The sequence below is a fragment of the Lujinxingia sediminis genome, assembly GCF_004005565.1.
Classification (GTDB): Bacteria; Myxococcota_A; Bradymonadia; order Bradymonadales; family Bradymonadaceae; genus Lujinxingia; species Lujinxingia sediminis.
Genome location: NZ_SADD01000008.1, coordinates 197,433 through 212,898, shown reverse-complemented (window position 1 = coordinate 212,898; position 15,466 = coordinate 197,433). Strand labels below are relative to the sequence as shown.

At 54.3% G+C, this 15,466-nt stretch carries 15 protein-coding genes; 7 read left to right on the top strand and 8 right to left on the bottom strand.

Annotated features, from left to right (window positions below; all coding sequences use genetic code 11):
- Window positions 1–147: 147 nt before the first annotated feature.
- Window positions 148–408 (top strand): hypothetical protein, encoded by a 261-nt coding sequence (locus tag EA187_RS14355; RefSeq protein ID WP_127780721.1) that lies wholly within the window; start codon window positions 148–150, stop codon window positions 406–408.
- A 50-nt stretch (window positions 409–458) separates the two neighbouring features.
- On the opposite strand, the gene EA187_RS14350 is transcribed toward EA187_RS14355, so the two are convergent.
- From EA187_RS14350 to EA187_RS14325, 6 genes are all read right to left on the bottom strand, one after another.
- Entirely contained in the window at window positions 459–1,643 is a 1,185-nt protein-coding gene (locus tag EA187_RS14350) for a hypothetical protein (RefSeq protein WP_127780720.1), read from the bottom strand.
- A gap of 79 nt (window positions 1,644–1,722) precedes the next feature.
- Window positions 1,723–4,146, bottom strand: coding sequence for an AAA family ATPase (locus tag EA187_RS14345; protein ID WP_127780719.1), 2,424 nt, complete (start codon window positions 4,144–4,146; stop codon window positions 1,723–1,725).
- Window positions 4,143–4,883 (bottom strand): hypothetical protein, encoded by a 741-nt coding sequence (locus tag EA187_RS14340; protein WP_127780718.1) that lies wholly within the window; start codon window positions 4,881–4,883, stop codon window positions 4,143–4,145. The genes EA187_RS14345 and EA187_RS14340 overlap by 4 nt, the downstream gene beginning before the upstream one ends.
- Window positions 4,880–6,571: a type I restriction enzyme HsdR N-terminal domain-containing protein gene (locus EA187_RS14335; RefSeq protein ID WP_164856285.1), complete on the bottom strand. Its 1,692-nt coding sequence runs from the start codon at window positions 6,569–6,571 to the stop codon at window positions 4,880–4,882. Before EA187_RS14335 ends, EA187_RS14340 begins: the two co-directional genes overlap by 4 nt.
- Before the next feature lie 73 nt (window positions 6,572–6,644).
- The gene (locus tag EA187_RS14330; protein ID WP_127780716.1) at window positions 6,645–7,544 is read right to left on the bottom strand and encodes a hypothetical protein; all 900 of its coding nucleotides are present in this window, start codon (window positions 7,542–7,544) and stop codon (window positions 6,645–6,647) included.
- A complete protein-coding gene (locus EA187_RS14325; protein WP_127780715.1) occupies window positions 7,544–8,524 on the bottom strand; it encodes a hypothetical protein in 981 nt (326 codons plus the stop codon). The genes EA187_RS14330 and EA187_RS14325 overlap by 1 nt, the downstream gene beginning before the upstream one ends.
- A gap of 354 nt (window positions 8,525–8,878) precedes the next feature.
- Here EA187_RS14325 and EA187_RS14320 point away from each other — a divergent pair, with 354 nt between their 5' ends.
- The 5 genes from EA187_RS14320 to EA187_RS14300 all read left to right on the top strand — a co-directional run bounded on the left by EA187_RS14320 (window position 8,879) and on the right by EA187_RS14300 (window position 13,797).
- Window positions 8,879–9,451: a hypothetical protein gene (locus tag EA187_RS14320; RefSeq protein ID WP_127780714.1), complete on the top strand. Its 573-nt coding sequence runs from the start codon at window positions 8,879–8,881 to the stop codon at window positions 9,449–9,451.
- A 771-nt stretch (window positions 9,452–10,222) separates the two neighbouring features.
- Entirely contained in the window at window positions 10,223–10,450 is a 228-nt protein-coding gene (locus EA187_RS14315; protein ID WP_127780713.1) for a copper ion binding protein, read from the top strand.
- Between the two features lie 70 nt (window positions 10,451–10,520).
- Window positions 10,521–11,075 carry a sigma-70 family RNA polymerase sigma factor gene (locus tag EA187_RS14310; RefSeq protein WP_127780712.1) on the top strand — a complete coding sequence of 185 codons (555 nt, stop codon included), beginning with the start codon at window positions 10,521–10,523 and terminating at the stop codon, window positions 11,073–11,075.
- 175 nt (window positions 11,076–11,250) lie between these two features.
- Complete coding sequence (locus tag EA187_RS14305) at window positions 11,251–13,515, top strand: heavy metal translocating P-type ATPase (protein ID WP_127780711.1); 2,265 nt, start codon at window positions 11,251–11,253, stop codon at window positions 13,513–13,515.
- Between the two features lie 93 nt (window positions 13,516–13,608).
- Window positions 13,609–13,797, top strand: coding sequence for a hypothetical protein (locus EA187_RS14300; RefSeq protein WP_115606827.1), 189 nt, complete (start codon window positions 13,609–13,611; stop codon window positions 13,795–13,797).
- 76 nt (window positions 13,798–13,873) lie between these two features.
- On the opposite strand, the gene EA187_RS14295 is transcribed toward EA187_RS14300, so the two are convergent.
- Window positions 13,874–14,146, bottom strand: coding sequence for a DUF302 domain-containing protein (locus tag EA187_RS14295; RefSeq protein WP_164856284.1), 273 nt, complete (start codon window positions 14,144–14,146; stop codon window positions 13,874–13,876).
- Window positions 14,147–14,386: 240 nt separating this feature from the next.
- On the opposite strand from EA187_RS14295, the gene EA187_RS14290 reads away from it, so the two are divergent.
- The gene (locus EA187_RS14290; protein WP_127780710.1) at window positions 14,387–14,899 is read left to right on the top strand and encodes a hypothetical protein; all 513 of its coding nucleotides are present in this window, start codon (window positions 14,387–14,389) and stop codon (window positions 14,897–14,899) included.
- A gap of 125 nt (window positions 14,900–15,024) precedes the next feature.
- Here EA187_RS14290 and EA187_RS14285 read toward each other — a convergent pair whose 3' ends face one another.
- Window positions 15,025–15,441: a DUF302 domain-containing protein gene (locus EA187_RS14285; RefSeq protein ID WP_115606833.1), complete on the bottom strand. Its 417-nt coding sequence runs from the start codon at window positions 15,439–15,441 to the stop codon at window positions 15,025–15,027.
- Between the last annotated feature and the right edge of the window lie 25 nt (window positions 15,442–15,466).

Here is a 15,466-nt window from a genome sequence, read left to right as displayed (position 1 = left end):
CTGCGTCCACCCCTGCTCGCTAAGCTCGGATACCAGCTCGACCGCATCATCTTTAAATGCGCGCGGGTAGCGCATCGTGTCGCGAGTTTTGGCGCGGGCTTTGAGGTCGTCGATTTTTGCGATCAGGTGGTCCATGAGGGCTCCTCGTTGAAGTCTGAGTTGAGCCGTCACGGTATCAGCGGGGATGTGGGTGTGTCGGTGGGCTCTGGCGAGTACTTACGTATCAGCGGGGATGTGGGTGTGTCGGTGGGTTCTGGCGAGTACTTACTCCGCGAGACGGTCCACAAAAGAGGTGAAATGGGCGTGTGGGTCGAGCCAGACGAGGAGGCCGGAGCGGCGGAGCTCGTGGGTGAGTTCGTGGAGGAGGTGCTGCGATGTAAAACCACTTTCCACACGTTCTTTTACTGAACGATTTAAAACCTTTTCAGAAGTATCCACTTACAACTCTCATTCACGAACTACCAATCCATATTTGCCGCGATATCTGACTGATATTCAAGCGCTTCGACAAATTCTGCCATATCATGATCAGAACGCATAGCTTCAGCATACGTTCCGTCTTTTGCCATTGGTAAAATGAGATCGCGACCGCCATCTTCAATATAAAGCCTTGCTGGCGAACGATCACCACTCCACATATTCGCAATAAAATCATTTATAATGTCAAACGCGGCTTCATCATCAAAATACGTCGCACTAACTACCCTAAACTTTCGACTCCCCAGCTGATGAGGGAGAACTACAGGGACCGCACCGGCACTTGAATGAAAAAGAAACGCTGAGCCATCCTTACCGAAGGCACCATGAGCAATAAAGTTTCTAAGCGCCCTTCGGATAGGCAACAACTTATCATAGTTAACCTTATCCCTTTTGTTTGAAAGATCTAAAACAGTGTTACACTTTACCACCCACGATTCCTGGGCCAGCTGAGTCACCTCATGCCCAGTCGATATTTTACCGGTCAAAATAGCTAAATGAACAAAAACATGCTCAGTCCAACTAAAGAATGCCTCGACCGCCGAAAGCGCCAACCAATGGGATTCTTTTTTTAATCGAAACCGAGGATAATCGAATTCATCTAACTCCCCATAAGGCGTATTAACCTTCGTAACAATTACTTCATCCTTGCGACGAACCATTTCCTCACGTTTTGCTCGATATGAGTCTAATAAAAACTCATATCGAGCAAATAATTGCGGAGAATTGCTGATCACACTAACACTAGAATTCTGAACGGCCTGAGACGCTAACCAATCAAAATACGGGCGCGCAGCTTTCACGGCCCTATGAATATGTTTAACAATTTTAATAGCAAGTTCATTATTCTCTATAGGATCTTGAGTAAAAACCCCCAGCCCCATCTTCCTGTGCTCAATAACAAATACCCGCTCTTGAAACTTAATTGGGACTGTCCACGCTACCTTTTCATCGCGACCAACATATGGAAATCTAAGCAGTTTTATTAATAGAAAATAGACGAGATATTGTGGGGGCAAGTCACGACCAGCGTTAGTTCGATCGCCCCAACCTGAATAATTATTAGGCGATTCCACGGGAAGAATTTCGCCAATAGCGCGTAAGGCCTTCGATTTAATATGTTCCAACTTACTAAAATCTGAGTCTTTATCACTATTTACACTCATTTAGCACCTCTTATACAAAACAGCGAACTGCGGGACAACCAAAACGATTCAAATTCCATACGGAAACTAACCTGCTTCTTTACTCAAAAACTACCTTTTGGGCCTCCACGCCCCCAGATGACGTCTGAACCAGGTTATACCGAGCAACATCAAGCCCAGATTTCATCATACGTCGAGCGGTCCAATCCGCGCGATTAAAATCGTGCGTGGTAATAATCAATTGGCTTTTGTGATGACTCGATAGGCCAGCCAAAACGTCTAAAAGAGCCGCCACGCGAACTACATCTGTAGATTGAAATAGATCATCAAGGATAAGACCGCGCCACCGGCACCAATCAAATCGAACATGCATAGCTAACAAAATTGCAATTGAAAGAGCCCTTTGCTCTCCCTCCGATAAAATCATATTCACAGGGCTACTTCTTGTTTCGATCTGAGGTCCTGATTTAAGATGACGAAATGCTACTCTACCAAACAAGTCAGGCACCAAAGCTAGAAGGAAATCGTCAACAATCGGAGCGATCGCCTCAATCAGCATTTTATCTAAAGCATCAACATTACTTCCTACTTCGGTCGTAATAATTTTCAATCGATCATATTGTGTTTCAAACTCATTAAGATTGTTTGCTGCTTGTTTGAAAAGCTCAGAAAGCACCTCACTAACTTGGCTCAACCACGTCTGATCATCAAAAACTGGTGTCTCTAATCTGCCGGAGTCCCTATTATCAGTTATCACACCTAATTTTGATGCGTCGTCAACAAGCTGCTTCCATAAAGCATCCAATGCTTCATGACTTTTAAACTTTTCAAGCTCACTAACAATGCGCTCAAATTCCTGGTGGTCTTGATTAACACGATTATTACGCTTATTCGCTGAAGCTAATTCTGCCTCAGAGACTGACGGTGTCGGGCTGTCAGGCAAGTCGGCTTTTCGCCAAACATCTAAGGCAATTGATATCACCTTGTGCTGCTTTTCGATTATAGAATGACACACTTTTATCTGCTCACGTAATTTCCGAAGCTGAGTAATATATGACTCAATCGGGTATTCAGCTAATCGAGGACTTGAAACCAAGTCATTTAGTTTGGTCGTTGAAATAGACTCCGTTTCCGAAAATGGACCGACTAACCATTGTAATGTCAAAATCTCTGAATCAATTCTATCAAGCCTAGTCTCACACTCAATTTTTCTATTTTGAGCAGCACGATTCTCTGACACACAAATTTTCAAATAACTTTCTGCTTCCGACAAACTCGAGTCTAAATTATGAGCCAATTTCCCCGAAATTTTTCCTTCCAGAATACCAATTTCAAACTCAGAGTCACAAACGGGACATACTTCAAAACTTTCGTTATTTATATGGATATGACGTTGCCGTAGTTGAGACAATATACCCGTAAGCTCATCGTTTGCTTCACGTAATTTTTCGAGCGCTTGAGTGGCAACCTTCTCCTTATATTCACACTGCTCCACTTGTTCTTGAGCAAGACGAAACGCCTCCGCCGCGTCCTTAGCATCTCTAATTAGCAAAGACTCTAACTTGGACAACTCATCTAATATTTGACCTTTCGTTGCGTTAAATTCACCGAGTTCTTTACTGTTATTAGAATGACTTTCAACCTGCTCTTCCCAGTCTTGTGCTACTAAATGGGCGTCGTTTAATTTATCGAGCGATTGATGTATTTCTAATTTTTCTGAACTGATAACATTGTTTAACTCCTGGCAAAGCAACCTAATATCTTCTGACTGTGAATCAATGTTGTATGATTTAGCCAGTTCTTGAAGCGAGGAGACAAGCCCCTCTCTGGAAGACATTTCTAAAGGTGCCAGCTGTTGTTTTTGTTCATTCCAACGATTCACGCTTCGAGTCCAAGACGTCAATCTATTTTCAGCTGCTTCTTTTGAAGAAATGAGCTTGTCTTTTAGTTGTATAATTGCGCGGCCAACTCGACGATTACTTTTTAAAGAATCAAGACCCAAACTAAGGTCCGATACTCGAACCTGTTCTAACAACATTCTTTGGCGGTCACCTTGTTTTAAATGATGAAATTGATCTCCCCAGGTTTGAGGCAAGAAATGGGTGAGCAAAAATCTATTAGAAATCACCGCAGGATCAACCCTCTCATCATAACATAATTTACAAAGTTCCTCCGCTTGCCATTTATGCTCATTAGAATTATTACTTTCCCAAACAGAACGGACAATTTCACTTTCTAAATCCAAAAATTCAAGTGCCGCCGAAACCGATTCATCATTATTAATTTCGTTACTGCGAATCTCTTTTTCTTTTAAATCAACACCATTCCTCCGCAATTGGTTAGTAAGCGATAATTGTATGCCCGCTACAATACTTGATTTACCAAGACCATTTGCTCCAGTTAGAATAGTAACGTCGGAACCACAACTAAACTCAATTGGTTCTGAACCTACACCCCTAATTCCTGTTATAGAAACGGATTTTAGACGAACACCTTTCTGCTTGTTACCAGTTGAATCGTTCATTTTAAATCACTCCAATCAATTGAAAGACCAAAAAGTTCGAAAAGCTGTATAGCCGCGTTTTCATGATCATCATATGTGCCCAAGCCACGCACAATCTTGTCGAAATCTTCAATAAAGCTCCGACTTAACTTGCTACACTCTGAGCCTTCATAGAGTGATTGAAGTAAATTTATTCCACTTTCATCTCGATCACTTACTGATTGCCACGGGGTTGCAAGAGGCCCTTTTTTGAAAAAATCTACCGCTTCGTCCTCCCACTTATCAGGCGCAGGTGAGGGCAGCCATATATCTTTTGGGCAAAAACGATCATCTCTACGTAACCGAGACTGAAAAGTTCTCCACCAAGTTGATTCGGTGGTGCCAGGAGGAGCAATACACCAAAGGTGAAGAAGTACAACATCCTCTCTTTTATTTATTATGGCAATAACAACACGTGCAGCAAGTAGTAGAAGCCGGTGTAAATTATCGAAACTCTCCAATGATTCAGATGAATATCCAGTCAAGTTACTTACTGCAAGAATAGAGTCAGTTCGACCAGGCGCATCTATCTCTTCATTATGCTGGTATCGAAAAATTGTTAAGCGTTCATCTATCCATTTACTATCATCCTCATCCAAAAGAGAGAGTATAGCAGCCTCTGGCGTTGAACTATAACGTATCGGAAAATATCCGAGTCTCGCCAAACCGTTTTTTAAAATATAGCACGGGCTTTGGTTATCAATTTCATCAATGGTCACGAATTACTCCTTTTTGTAAGCTGATCATCAACTTGCTTTCGTATTGCTGACGAGAACCCTGCCCAACCTTGTGCCCTCATTACTACACGAGTATTATGATCTAATGAAAATGTAACGCCACAAAACAATGGCTTTTCATCTATACTTATCTCGCTACCACGATAAGACCTAAGGTTACCAATCTGGCTATCTGAGGGCAGTGATAAATTGAGACGAGTTAGTCCCAATATCGCCGCATCCTCACGAAAAAGATCTTCAATATACACCAAACCGCTGGAGCCAACTACGGGTAGTGTATGAATTACACCACATGGAATTTTTGTTTCACCGATGCTTAAATTATTAACACCATCTTCAGATACATTATATAGCTCAATCGATTTAAATTCTCGAGAAAGACAAATCGCAAAGAATGCTCCGTCCGCAAGAAACCGAATTGTCTCAGGTCCCATAAGTAAAGCTGGTTCACCCAATCTACGTCTTTCAGCCGTGTTTTCAACGGGTTGAAGCATCGCGCGTAAAAACATTGGAGTAAAATACTCTTGCTCGCTCTTCAAAACTTCATTATACGTATGTTCTTCGTATATTTTTGTCCAAGTTCCTTGATGTTCGTTTGCTAAATGGCAATCACGACAATGTAACATTTCATTTGAAAACCACAAAACACAACTTACACACCACTCGTCTAGGCTACTGTCAATTCTCTTCGCGAGAGACTCAATATCCTCGATTATGTGTTCCGTGCGGAATATGGAAATTGACTGAAGGGCCATAATTTTTATTGTCGAAGATATGTTTAGAAGTTTCCATTTGTTTTCGAAAAAACGCTCCCATAAGTTTAGTTGATGCGACACGCTTAACGAAACTATGCCAGAATGTAATAGAAGGCGCTGAATGACTTTAGCCATCTTAGAGTTAATATCTAGCTCACCATCAATTTTAACTGTTCGTTTAGCACGTGCCCCGTGTTTTTCCGGATTTCCCCACCAAAAACCTGCATTTAATAGTTCTTCTTCAGTATGACTACACTTCCAAGCATCTTCAACTTTACGAAAAATCACTTCGTTTTTTTGTGCCGGCAATTGCAAAAGAGCTGTCGTATAAAAATCGGTTGTTTCACGTTCTACGTTACGTATTCGGACACACTCATTTTTGAGGTTGTTTATATCAAGATACTGACGTAGTTGCGCAAATTTTTCCCATTCATTTTGAAGATTCTGTGGGTCGAGGTTAATAGTAAAAATATCTTTATCTTCAACAGTCAACCTTCTTTGGTATAAAATAATTGTAAGATTATCAATCAGTACATAATATGGGACTTTTAAATAGTCGGCATAGGATTGTGCCTGTGCTCGTGTTGCAGTAATATTTGCTTCATTCTTTTTGACTTCTATTACTGCCCAGGGCTTTCCTGGAGTTCTCCACTCATTTGAATTTCCTAGAACGTAATCGGCTATAAAGTTTACGTTTCTAGCTCTTGCAGTGCCGGAGCCTATCCGAAGCTCGCTCAAGGTCACACTTTGTTTGTACGTTACAAGATGGCTATAACCAAGCTCACCAAGTAACAGATCAACGATTCCCGTTTCAACATCTCTTTCTTTAGTTACGTGCTGAACTAAATTAGTTGCCCACTCTTGCAGTTCGTCTCTAACGATGACAGATGGGTTTTTTACGGAATCTTCGCTCATAACAACTTCCACCATACACTTATATAAGTCCACCAAGTTAATTTTCGATTTTGTTCATTTCAATCTCTATCTTTTATGATTTTCTCATCTTTCTACTATACTCCTCGTCCCAAATCCTCTCAACCTCCCCCCCAAACTCCCTCATAAACCTCTCCCTCGCCACCCCCGCTCCATCCTCCTCGATCTCAAACTCCGGGCCAATCTCATCCTGTAACCGAAGCTCCCACTCGTACGCCCGGGCCGGGTGGTACTTCCAGAACACGCCGTGTGCGACGGCCAGGGACGGGTCTTCCTGGCACTTCGCGTCCACGCGGGTGGGGAAGTAACGGGCGGCGAGTTTGGACCAGTCGAAGTGTTTGCCGCGGTAGCCCTTTTCGGTGGCAAGGAGCTTCCACCACTTTTTGGGGTAGTTCCACTGGGGGTCGAGCAGGGGCCAGAGGGCGGAGGCGTTGATCATGGTGCCGTCGTCGAGCACGGGATCGTAGGGGGCGTCGATCTCGCGCTCAGGGCACTTGGGGTCGGTGGGTGGGGGGCCGAACTCGGCGCATTGGCGCACCAGCACAATGAACTCGCCGAGCTCGTCGAGCAATTTGAGGGTGTCGTCCAGGCGGCGGTCGGCCTGGGAGCGGTCGCAGCCGTCGGCGGTGTCGAGGGTGGTGCGGAGGGTGTCGCGTAGGGTTTCCAGCGCGCGTTGCTCGGGCAAAAGATGCTGGGCGAGGAGCGCGCGTAGGGTGTTGGCGCCCCAGCGGTGGATGCTGACGTGGGCCACGAAATTCTTAGAGCTCGACGAGAGGGGGAAGTAGATCGGCGCGTTATCGTACATCGGGCGATGCGCATCTTTGAAAAACGTTTCGCGCAGCCAACCGCTCAGGTCGTCTTTGCTGCGGCCCACCGCATCGCCGTGGGTCTGCCACATCTCGTGGTGTCCCGGGAACGACGGAAGGAAGGACTGACTATGGGATAACGTGGTCATCATGATGCGCCCTGCCCTCCCAAATACACCGATTTCTTCCAATGCAACCGCAACGCATCTCCCAGCGGGCGCATAGACACCGGTATGACCTCGTAGGTCACGGCGATGTCGTCGTAGGTATCGTCGACATGCACCGCGACCAGGGTGGAGATGCTTTTGGCTTCAATGTGCTTGATGAGGGTCGCGTAGTCGGGCTGATCCATGCCGGCCGGGGGCTTCATCATGTAGCGCAGCGTGCCCACAAAGGACTCGCCGGGGGCCAGGTTCAGCGGGAAGGTGACGCGGTCGCCATCGAGCTCGAATGCGCCGACGCGGGTGAGCTCCCAGGTGTCGGAGATGCCGTCGAGCTCGGCCAACATCTCGAGGACGCGGGCGACGCGGTAGGGGTCCGGATTGGTGACGCGCATGCGAAAGCGCAGTTCGACGTCGGGGGCGTGGTAGCGGCGTGCGATGGCGTCGAGTTCGGCTTCTTTGCGCTTCAGGTCGGTTCGGTAGTGGGCCAGAAGGTCTTCGTTGGCCTCGGCGGCGGCGCCGCGGGCGCCTTCGTTTTTGCGCTCCACCATGCGGATCTTGCGTCGCAGACTGTCGCGGGCGGCGGCGCGCTCTTCGAGACGAGGGACCAGATCCGCGACCTCGAGCTCGAAGGTGTATTCGGAGCCTGTCACGAGTTCCAGATTCACATGAAGAGGCTGCTGGAGCTCACGACGCCGCATGAGCTCGGCGTTCATGCGGCGGAAGATGAAGAAGGGAGCCACAAAAAAGAGCCCCACGAATGCGCTGAGATTGACCAGCGCCGTGTACACCTCGGCGTCCGTCAGGGGCGCGGAACTCGTGGAGGTACTCGCCACCGGCCAGATGAAACCGGGCGCTAGCATAAGAGCCCAGGAAAGCCAGAATGCCGGGCTCTTTAGCAGCGCTCCTGTAAAGCTCAGCATGGAGCCCACCCAATGCCCGCGTTGAAGCTCTCTGGGATCTAGCATCGCACGTCCTTACTACGCGATAGCAGCAGGCCTTTGCGCATACGACGACGCGCGGCTCTGCCAATCTCTAAGTAACCAAGGCCCCACCCGGAACGGTGATGTTCTTGAGGCGTAACACTTTGTAGCAGGTCGACGATGGGTCGACCAGCGCCAACTATGAGTGCGTCCGTACCGGGGCGCTCCGGACGCCATTTTCCTTGCGCTCACGCCCCTGTGTCGCACGATTGCGCCATCGACCATTGGATATGGGGCGCTTCCCCCTCCCGGAAGAGAGATCCTCGCCATACTGGCGTCTCCCTCAACTCCCACGAGAGCGCGACGACGCCCTACGCGCCTGCCACCCACGGACCCACCATGCCCACCAAATTCGCACCTCTTTTCCCCGCTATGTACGTCCGCGCTTTATGCGCCCTCACCCTGGCAGCCGGCGCGCTTGCCTGCTCCACCTCCGAGTCGAATTCACGCGCCGGCACTTCGGCTGCCACTGAGCAGACCACCTCCGAGTCACCCGCCGCCGAGCCACCAGCCCCGGCCGCCGACGCCCCCGACGCGCCGCCGGCGGACGCCAACCGCTACACCCAACTGCACGTCGCGATGACCATCGAGGTGGATGGGGAGGTGACGTCGACTCCGCAGGTCAGCACCATGCCGGGCAAACCCGTGACGTTGAGCCAACGCGGTGGCGGCGAGCGCCCGATTCACCTCCAACTCCAGATGACGCCGACCTTTGTGGGCGACGCTATCGCGCTCGCCGGCTCGCTCGAAGGCAAAGTCGGTGAGGAGATCGCGCACGCGCAGGCTATCGACGCGCAGGTCGCGCCGGGGGAGGCCACGTCGCTGGCGTTTGAGCTCGATGGGATGGCGTACGTGATTGAGGTGGTGGTGACGAAATCGGAGTTTCAGCGGGAGAATTCCGTGCGGCAGTAACGCCTCAGGTCCCGCACGCTCCGCTGATGGCCCGAAAGGGACGGCCTGACGCTAACGGCATACCCCAAACGGGGCGTCGAGGGGGTCAAAACAGGCACCGGGTGCCTCCCGGCTACCCGTCGAGGGGGTCAAAACAGGCACCGGGTGCCTCCCCGCTACCCGTCGAGGGGGTCAAAACAGGCACCGGGTGCCTCCCCGCTACCCGTCGAGGGGGTCGCGAAACGCCGACGGTGAAGATGGCGTGTGGGTCGAGCGGGGTCGCGAGACGTTCGTGATCGATTCGGTCGGGGGGCGGAGTGAAATGGAAGGTGGCACCCGGACTCGTACTCGAACTCGAACTCGAACTCGTACTCGGGCTCGACCTCGTTCACCCCCAAACGCCCTCACAAATCGCCCCACATCGCGAACCCCGGCGTCCCACAACCACACAACCCCATAACCACCCAACCACAAAGCAAACCACCAAACGCCCTCACAAATCGCCCCACATCGCGAACCACCGGCGTCCCACAACCACACAACCCCATAACCACCCAACCACAAAGCAAACCCCCAAACGCCCTCACAACCCTCCCAACCCCGCAAACCCCCGACGCCCCAAAAAATCCCCACCTCCCTGTAACCTCCCCCGCCGGCGCGCGTCTCTCGTACCGAAAACCCCGGCCTGCGCGCCTTCGCACCGCCGGAGATTCGCGCTAAAACACGCGCCGAGGCCCGTGAGCAAGCTGGCGATTCGTCGCCCACACACACCGAACCCAGAGGAGCATCACCATGAGCACCACCCAAAAAACCCTGCACGTCAAAGGCATGAGCTGCGGAAACTGCGCCAAACACGTCGAGAAGGCCGTGGGCGCGCTTGAGGGCGTCGAGACGGTCGCCGTCGTCCTCGATAAGGAACAGGTCACCGTCGCCTTCCGCGAGGACGCCACAACCCTGGATGCCATCTCCAAAGCCATCGTGGACGCGGACTACGAGGTGGTCGGCGAAATCGAGGGCTAGAAAGAGCTGAACGCCCAAAATTGTTGAACCTTGTGTTAGCGCACCGCCCCGCCACCAACGAGGCCCTTCCATGACGACCCCCACTTCAAACGCTGCAAACGCCGCGCTCGAAGCGACGCTTCTGGAGCATCGCGACGCCTTTCTGGGCTTTGTGCGCTCCCGCGTCTCCGATGCGCAGACCGCTGAGGACATCCTGCACGACAGCCTCATCAGGGCGATGGGTTCGTTGGATCAGCTCGATGATGAGGCGAAGGTCGTGGCCTGGTTCTATCAGATCCTGCGCAACGCCATCATCGATCGGCAGCGTCGTCGGACGACCCGGGAGAAGTACGTCGATCAGTACGCCCGGGAGGCCGAGAGCAGGGAGACGCCCGCAGCGCGCAAAAACGTCTGCCAGTGCTTTCACAAGCTCATTCCGACGCTCAAAGATGAGTATCAGGAGATGATCGAAGCCGTGGAGCTTGGCGAGGCCGAGACCGAGCAGCTGGCCGCCGAGCTGGGCATCACGACCAACAATCTGAATGTGCGGCGACACCGAGCGCGAAAGCAGCTCAAGGGTCGGATTGAGGAGACCTGCGGGGCGTGTGCGGCCGCGGGGTGTCTGGATTGCACCTGCAGCCACTGAGGTCGCGTCACACAAAGGTTTTTAGGGATTGAAAAAGACCCGCAGCCACCGAGGTGGTTGCGGGTCTTTTTTTATCGCCGCGGTGTAAGCGGCCGGGGGGGCCTGCGTCTGCAGGGGTGAAGCGCGTTGATGCGCGAGTGACCATCCCATCTTTTGCAGTGCGAGGGCTTTGAGCATGAGCAACGTCACCGAAACATTGAGAATTGAAGGCATGACCTGCGCGTCGTGCGTGGGGCATGTGGAGAAGGCGATCGCCGGGTTGGAGGGCGTGGCCGGCGCGTCGGTGAACCTGGCGACCGAGCGGGCCACGGTGGAGTTCGTGCCGCGGCGCATCGATCTGGAGGCCATCGCCGCCGCGGTGCGGGAGGCCGGCTACGGGGTGACGCGCCTGGCCGAGGAGGATCGCGGAGCGGTGGAAGAGGCCGCGCGCGAAGAGGAGCTCGGCGAGTTGCGGCGGAGGTTGGGCATCGCCGCGCTTTTGAGCGCGCCGCTGCTGCTGCTCGAGATGGTGCCGATGATGGTGCCCGCGGCGCATCACTGGCTGATGGGCGTCATTGAGCGGCAGACGCTCTGGATGGTGTTTTTTGTGCTGGCGACGGCCGTGCAATTTGGCCCCGGGTGGCGTTTTTACCGCGCGGGCTGGGCGGCGCTGCGGCGCTTAAGCCCCGACATGAACACGCTGGTGATGCTGGGGACGAGCGCGGCCTACGGCTACTCGGTGGTGGCGACCTTTGTGCCCGGGGTGCTGCCCGCCGCCTCCCTTCACGTCTACTACGAAGCTTCCGCCGTGATCATCACGCTCATACTCGCCGGCAAGTACATGGAGGCGCTGGCGAAGGGGCGCACAAGCCAGGCGATTCGCCGCCTGGTCGGCCTTCAGCCCAAACGCGCCCGGGTGGTGCGTGGCGGCAAAGACGTGGAGGTGCCCCTGGCCGAGGTTCGCGAGGGCGATGTGGTGCGGGTGCGCCCTGGCGAGCGGGTGCCGGTGGACGGGGAGGTCGTGGAGGGGGCGTCTTATGTGGATGAGTCGATGATCACCGGGGAGCCCCTGCCGGTCGAGAAGCGCGAAGGGGCCCAGGTGGTGGGCGGCACGATCAACGGGCACGGAACCTTTTTGTTCAGGGTGACGCGGGTCGCCGGCGATACGGTGCTGGCGCAGATCATTCGCACCGTGGAGGAGGCCCAGGCCACCAAGCCGCAGATTCAGGCGCTGGCCGATAAGGTGGTGGCGGTCTTTGTGCCGGTGGTGCTCGTGTTGGCCGCGCTGACCTTCGGCGCCTGGCTGTGGCTGGGGCCCGCCCCGGCGTTGACCTCGGCGCTGGTGGCGGCAGTCTCGGTGCTGATCATCGCCTGCCCCTGCGCCATGGGCCTGGCCACGCCCACCTCCATCATGGTGGGCACGGGCAAAGCCGCCGAGATGGGCGTGCTCTTCCGCAAGGGCGACGCCCTGCAGACCCTGCAAGAGGCCGACATCGTCGCCCTCGACAAGACGGGCACGCTGACCGAGGGTCGCCCCACCCTCACCGATTTTTTTGTTCAGAGTGGCATTAACGAAGCCGAGGTGTTGCAGCTGGCCGCCGCCGTCGAGCGGGGCTCGGAGCACCCCATCGCGCGGGCGATTGTGGAGGCCGCCGCCGCACGACAGCTGCCCGCGTTGCCCGCGAGCGACTTTGAGGCGGAGGCGGGTTTTGGCGTGCGCGCCAGGGTTGGCGAGCGACAGGTCGCGCTGGGGGCTGACCGCTACGTGACGCGGCTGGGGCTCGACCCCACGATCTTTGCGCACGACGCCGAACGCCTGGCCTCCGAGGGTAAAACGCCCTTCTACATCGTGATCGACGACGCGCTCGCAGGAGTGCTCGCCGTATCGGACCCGATCAAACCATCGACGCCCGAGGCGATTCGCACGCTGAAAAAGCTCGGGCTTCAGGTGGCGATGATCACCGGCGACAACCGGCGCACCGCCGAGGCGATTGCCGCGCAGCTGGGCATCGACGAGGTGCTCGCTGAAGTCTTGCCCGAGGGTAAATCCGACGCCGTCAAACGCCTGCAGGCCCGGGGCCTCAAGGTCGCGTTTGTGGGCGACGGCATCAACGACGCCCCGGCGCTGGCCCAGGCCGACGTGGGGCTGGCCATTGGCACCGGCACCGACATCGCGATTGAGGCGGCCGACGTGGTGTTGATGAGCGGGAGCTTGAGCGGCATCCCCAACGCCATCGCCCTCTCGCAGGCCACGCTGCGCAATATCAAACAGAATTTGTTCTGGGCCTTTGCTTACAACGCCGCCTTGATTCCGGTGGCCGCCGGCGTGCTTTACCCGGTCTTCGGCGTGCTTTTGTCGCCGATGTTCGCCGCCGGGGCGATGGCGATAAGCAGCACCTTTGTGCTGGGGAACGGGTTGAGGTTGCGGGGATTTTCGCCGGGGGAGGCCGCTGTGAAGTGAAGTCTACACTCTCAATATGACCTTCTCTGCCACTTTGACTGCGCCTATACTTACCAGCCCGGAGACGACGTTCTCCACACCCAGGAGGCCCACATGAGTAGCTCCCCCAAGCCCGAGAGAAAGCTAACCGAAAAGGAAGCGTTGGCGATCCTCGACGAGATCAGCGCTTCCTCGCAGCGTGTGCTTAACGGCGAAGTCTCGTATCGCGTTCAGCGCGTCGCTGACCGTGGTAACACCGCGTTCTCGATTCGTGTGGTCGAAGTCGAGCGCAAAGCGCGCTGAGACATCCTTCTATCGCAAATTTTAAAACCCTCGGATGCCTCCGAGGGTTTTTCTGTTTGGGTGTTCGCGATTTACCTCACCCCTCCCCCACCGCCGCGAGCACCCGCTCCATCCGCGCTTTAACGTCGTCAGTAATCGGCTGCACGTCATCGCGATCAATGAGCAAAGACATTCTGATGGGGTCGAACGCCGAGACGATGACGTTACCCTCATCGTCCTCGGTGACCACCACGTTGCAGGGCAGCAAAAGCTCTATGGGGGATTCGGCCAGCAGGACCAGATGGGCCAGAGGCGGGTTGCAGGCCACGCTGCGCACCATCAACCGGAGGCGCCGCGCAGCGCTGAACATTTGCCTTCGACGCTCTCGTTCCAAGAGTTGGTGCGCACCAAACGCAGCCACCGGCACGACGTATCCCGGATTGGAGGACCTCCGCGCGCGAAAGAGAAGCAAGCGACGTATCGAATCCATGAAACATCACTTCCCACGAGGCATGCTATGAAAAAGCACATGTTCAGCGGTGTATGTTCAATCCTTCTCCTTATCAGCCTGAGCGCGTGCAGCACCCCCGGCACGTCCGGGAGCGAGGAGATGAGCACGCAGACTCAGCAGGCTCAGACTGAAGTTCAGAACGCCGAGGCCAGCCCGCAGGAGGGCATGGAGAATCGCATGGAGCAGATGTGCCCGATGCAGGTTGAGGGGACCACCCGGGAGATCGTCCGCCTCGATAACGCCGTGGCGATGGACTTCACCACCACCGGCGATGTCGAGGAGCTTCGCGCGCGCGTTGAAAGAATGCCCGAGCATCACGCGAAGATGCATGGCGAAGGCGGCCAGATGCACCAGGGCCACGGCCATGGCGAGGGCGGCCAGATGCACCACGAGCAGATGAGCGAAGAGCATCGGCAGATGCGCGGAGAGATGATGGAGATGATGGCGGGCGTCACCCTCAACAGTGAACCCATTGAGGATGGGGCGCGACTGACCTTTACCCCCGCCGACGCCTCCCAGGTCGATGCGCTCTACCAGATGATGCAGAACCACGCCCGGATGATGCAGCAGGAGGGTCAGTGCCCGATGATGCCGATGATGGGCGGCGCATGAGTGACGGTCAGGATGCCCGCGGGGCCTGACCTCCGGAGCCAACTCCAAAAGAAAAGCGTGCGCCGGAACGGCGCACGCTTGTCTCAAAGGCGCACCGAGGATGCGCCCGGGGGAGTGCGGGGAAGTCAGTCAACCTGCAATGCCCCGATCACCCGCTCCATCCGCGCTTTGACCTCCGTAGCAACAGGCTGCACATCGTCGCGCTCAACCAGCGAGAACATCTTCACCGGGTCGAGCGCCGAGACGATGGCGTTGCCCTCATCATCCTCGGTCACCACCACGTTGCAGGGCAGCAAGAGCCCGATAGGGGCCTCGGCCTGCAACGCCTGGTGGGCCAGCGGCGGGTTGCAGGCCCCGAGAATCACATAGTTTTTATGCTCGACGTCGAGCTTTTTGCGCAGCGTGTCTTTGATGTCGATGCGCGTCAGCACGCCGAAGCCCTCCTCTTTGAGGGCCGCCTCGGTGCGCTCGATGGCGTCGGTAAAGCTCACGCCTTTGAGGGTCGCGGTGATGCCGTAGTCGGGGTTTCCAAAGCTGCTCATAGTTGACTCCGTAGTGAAAGGGGTA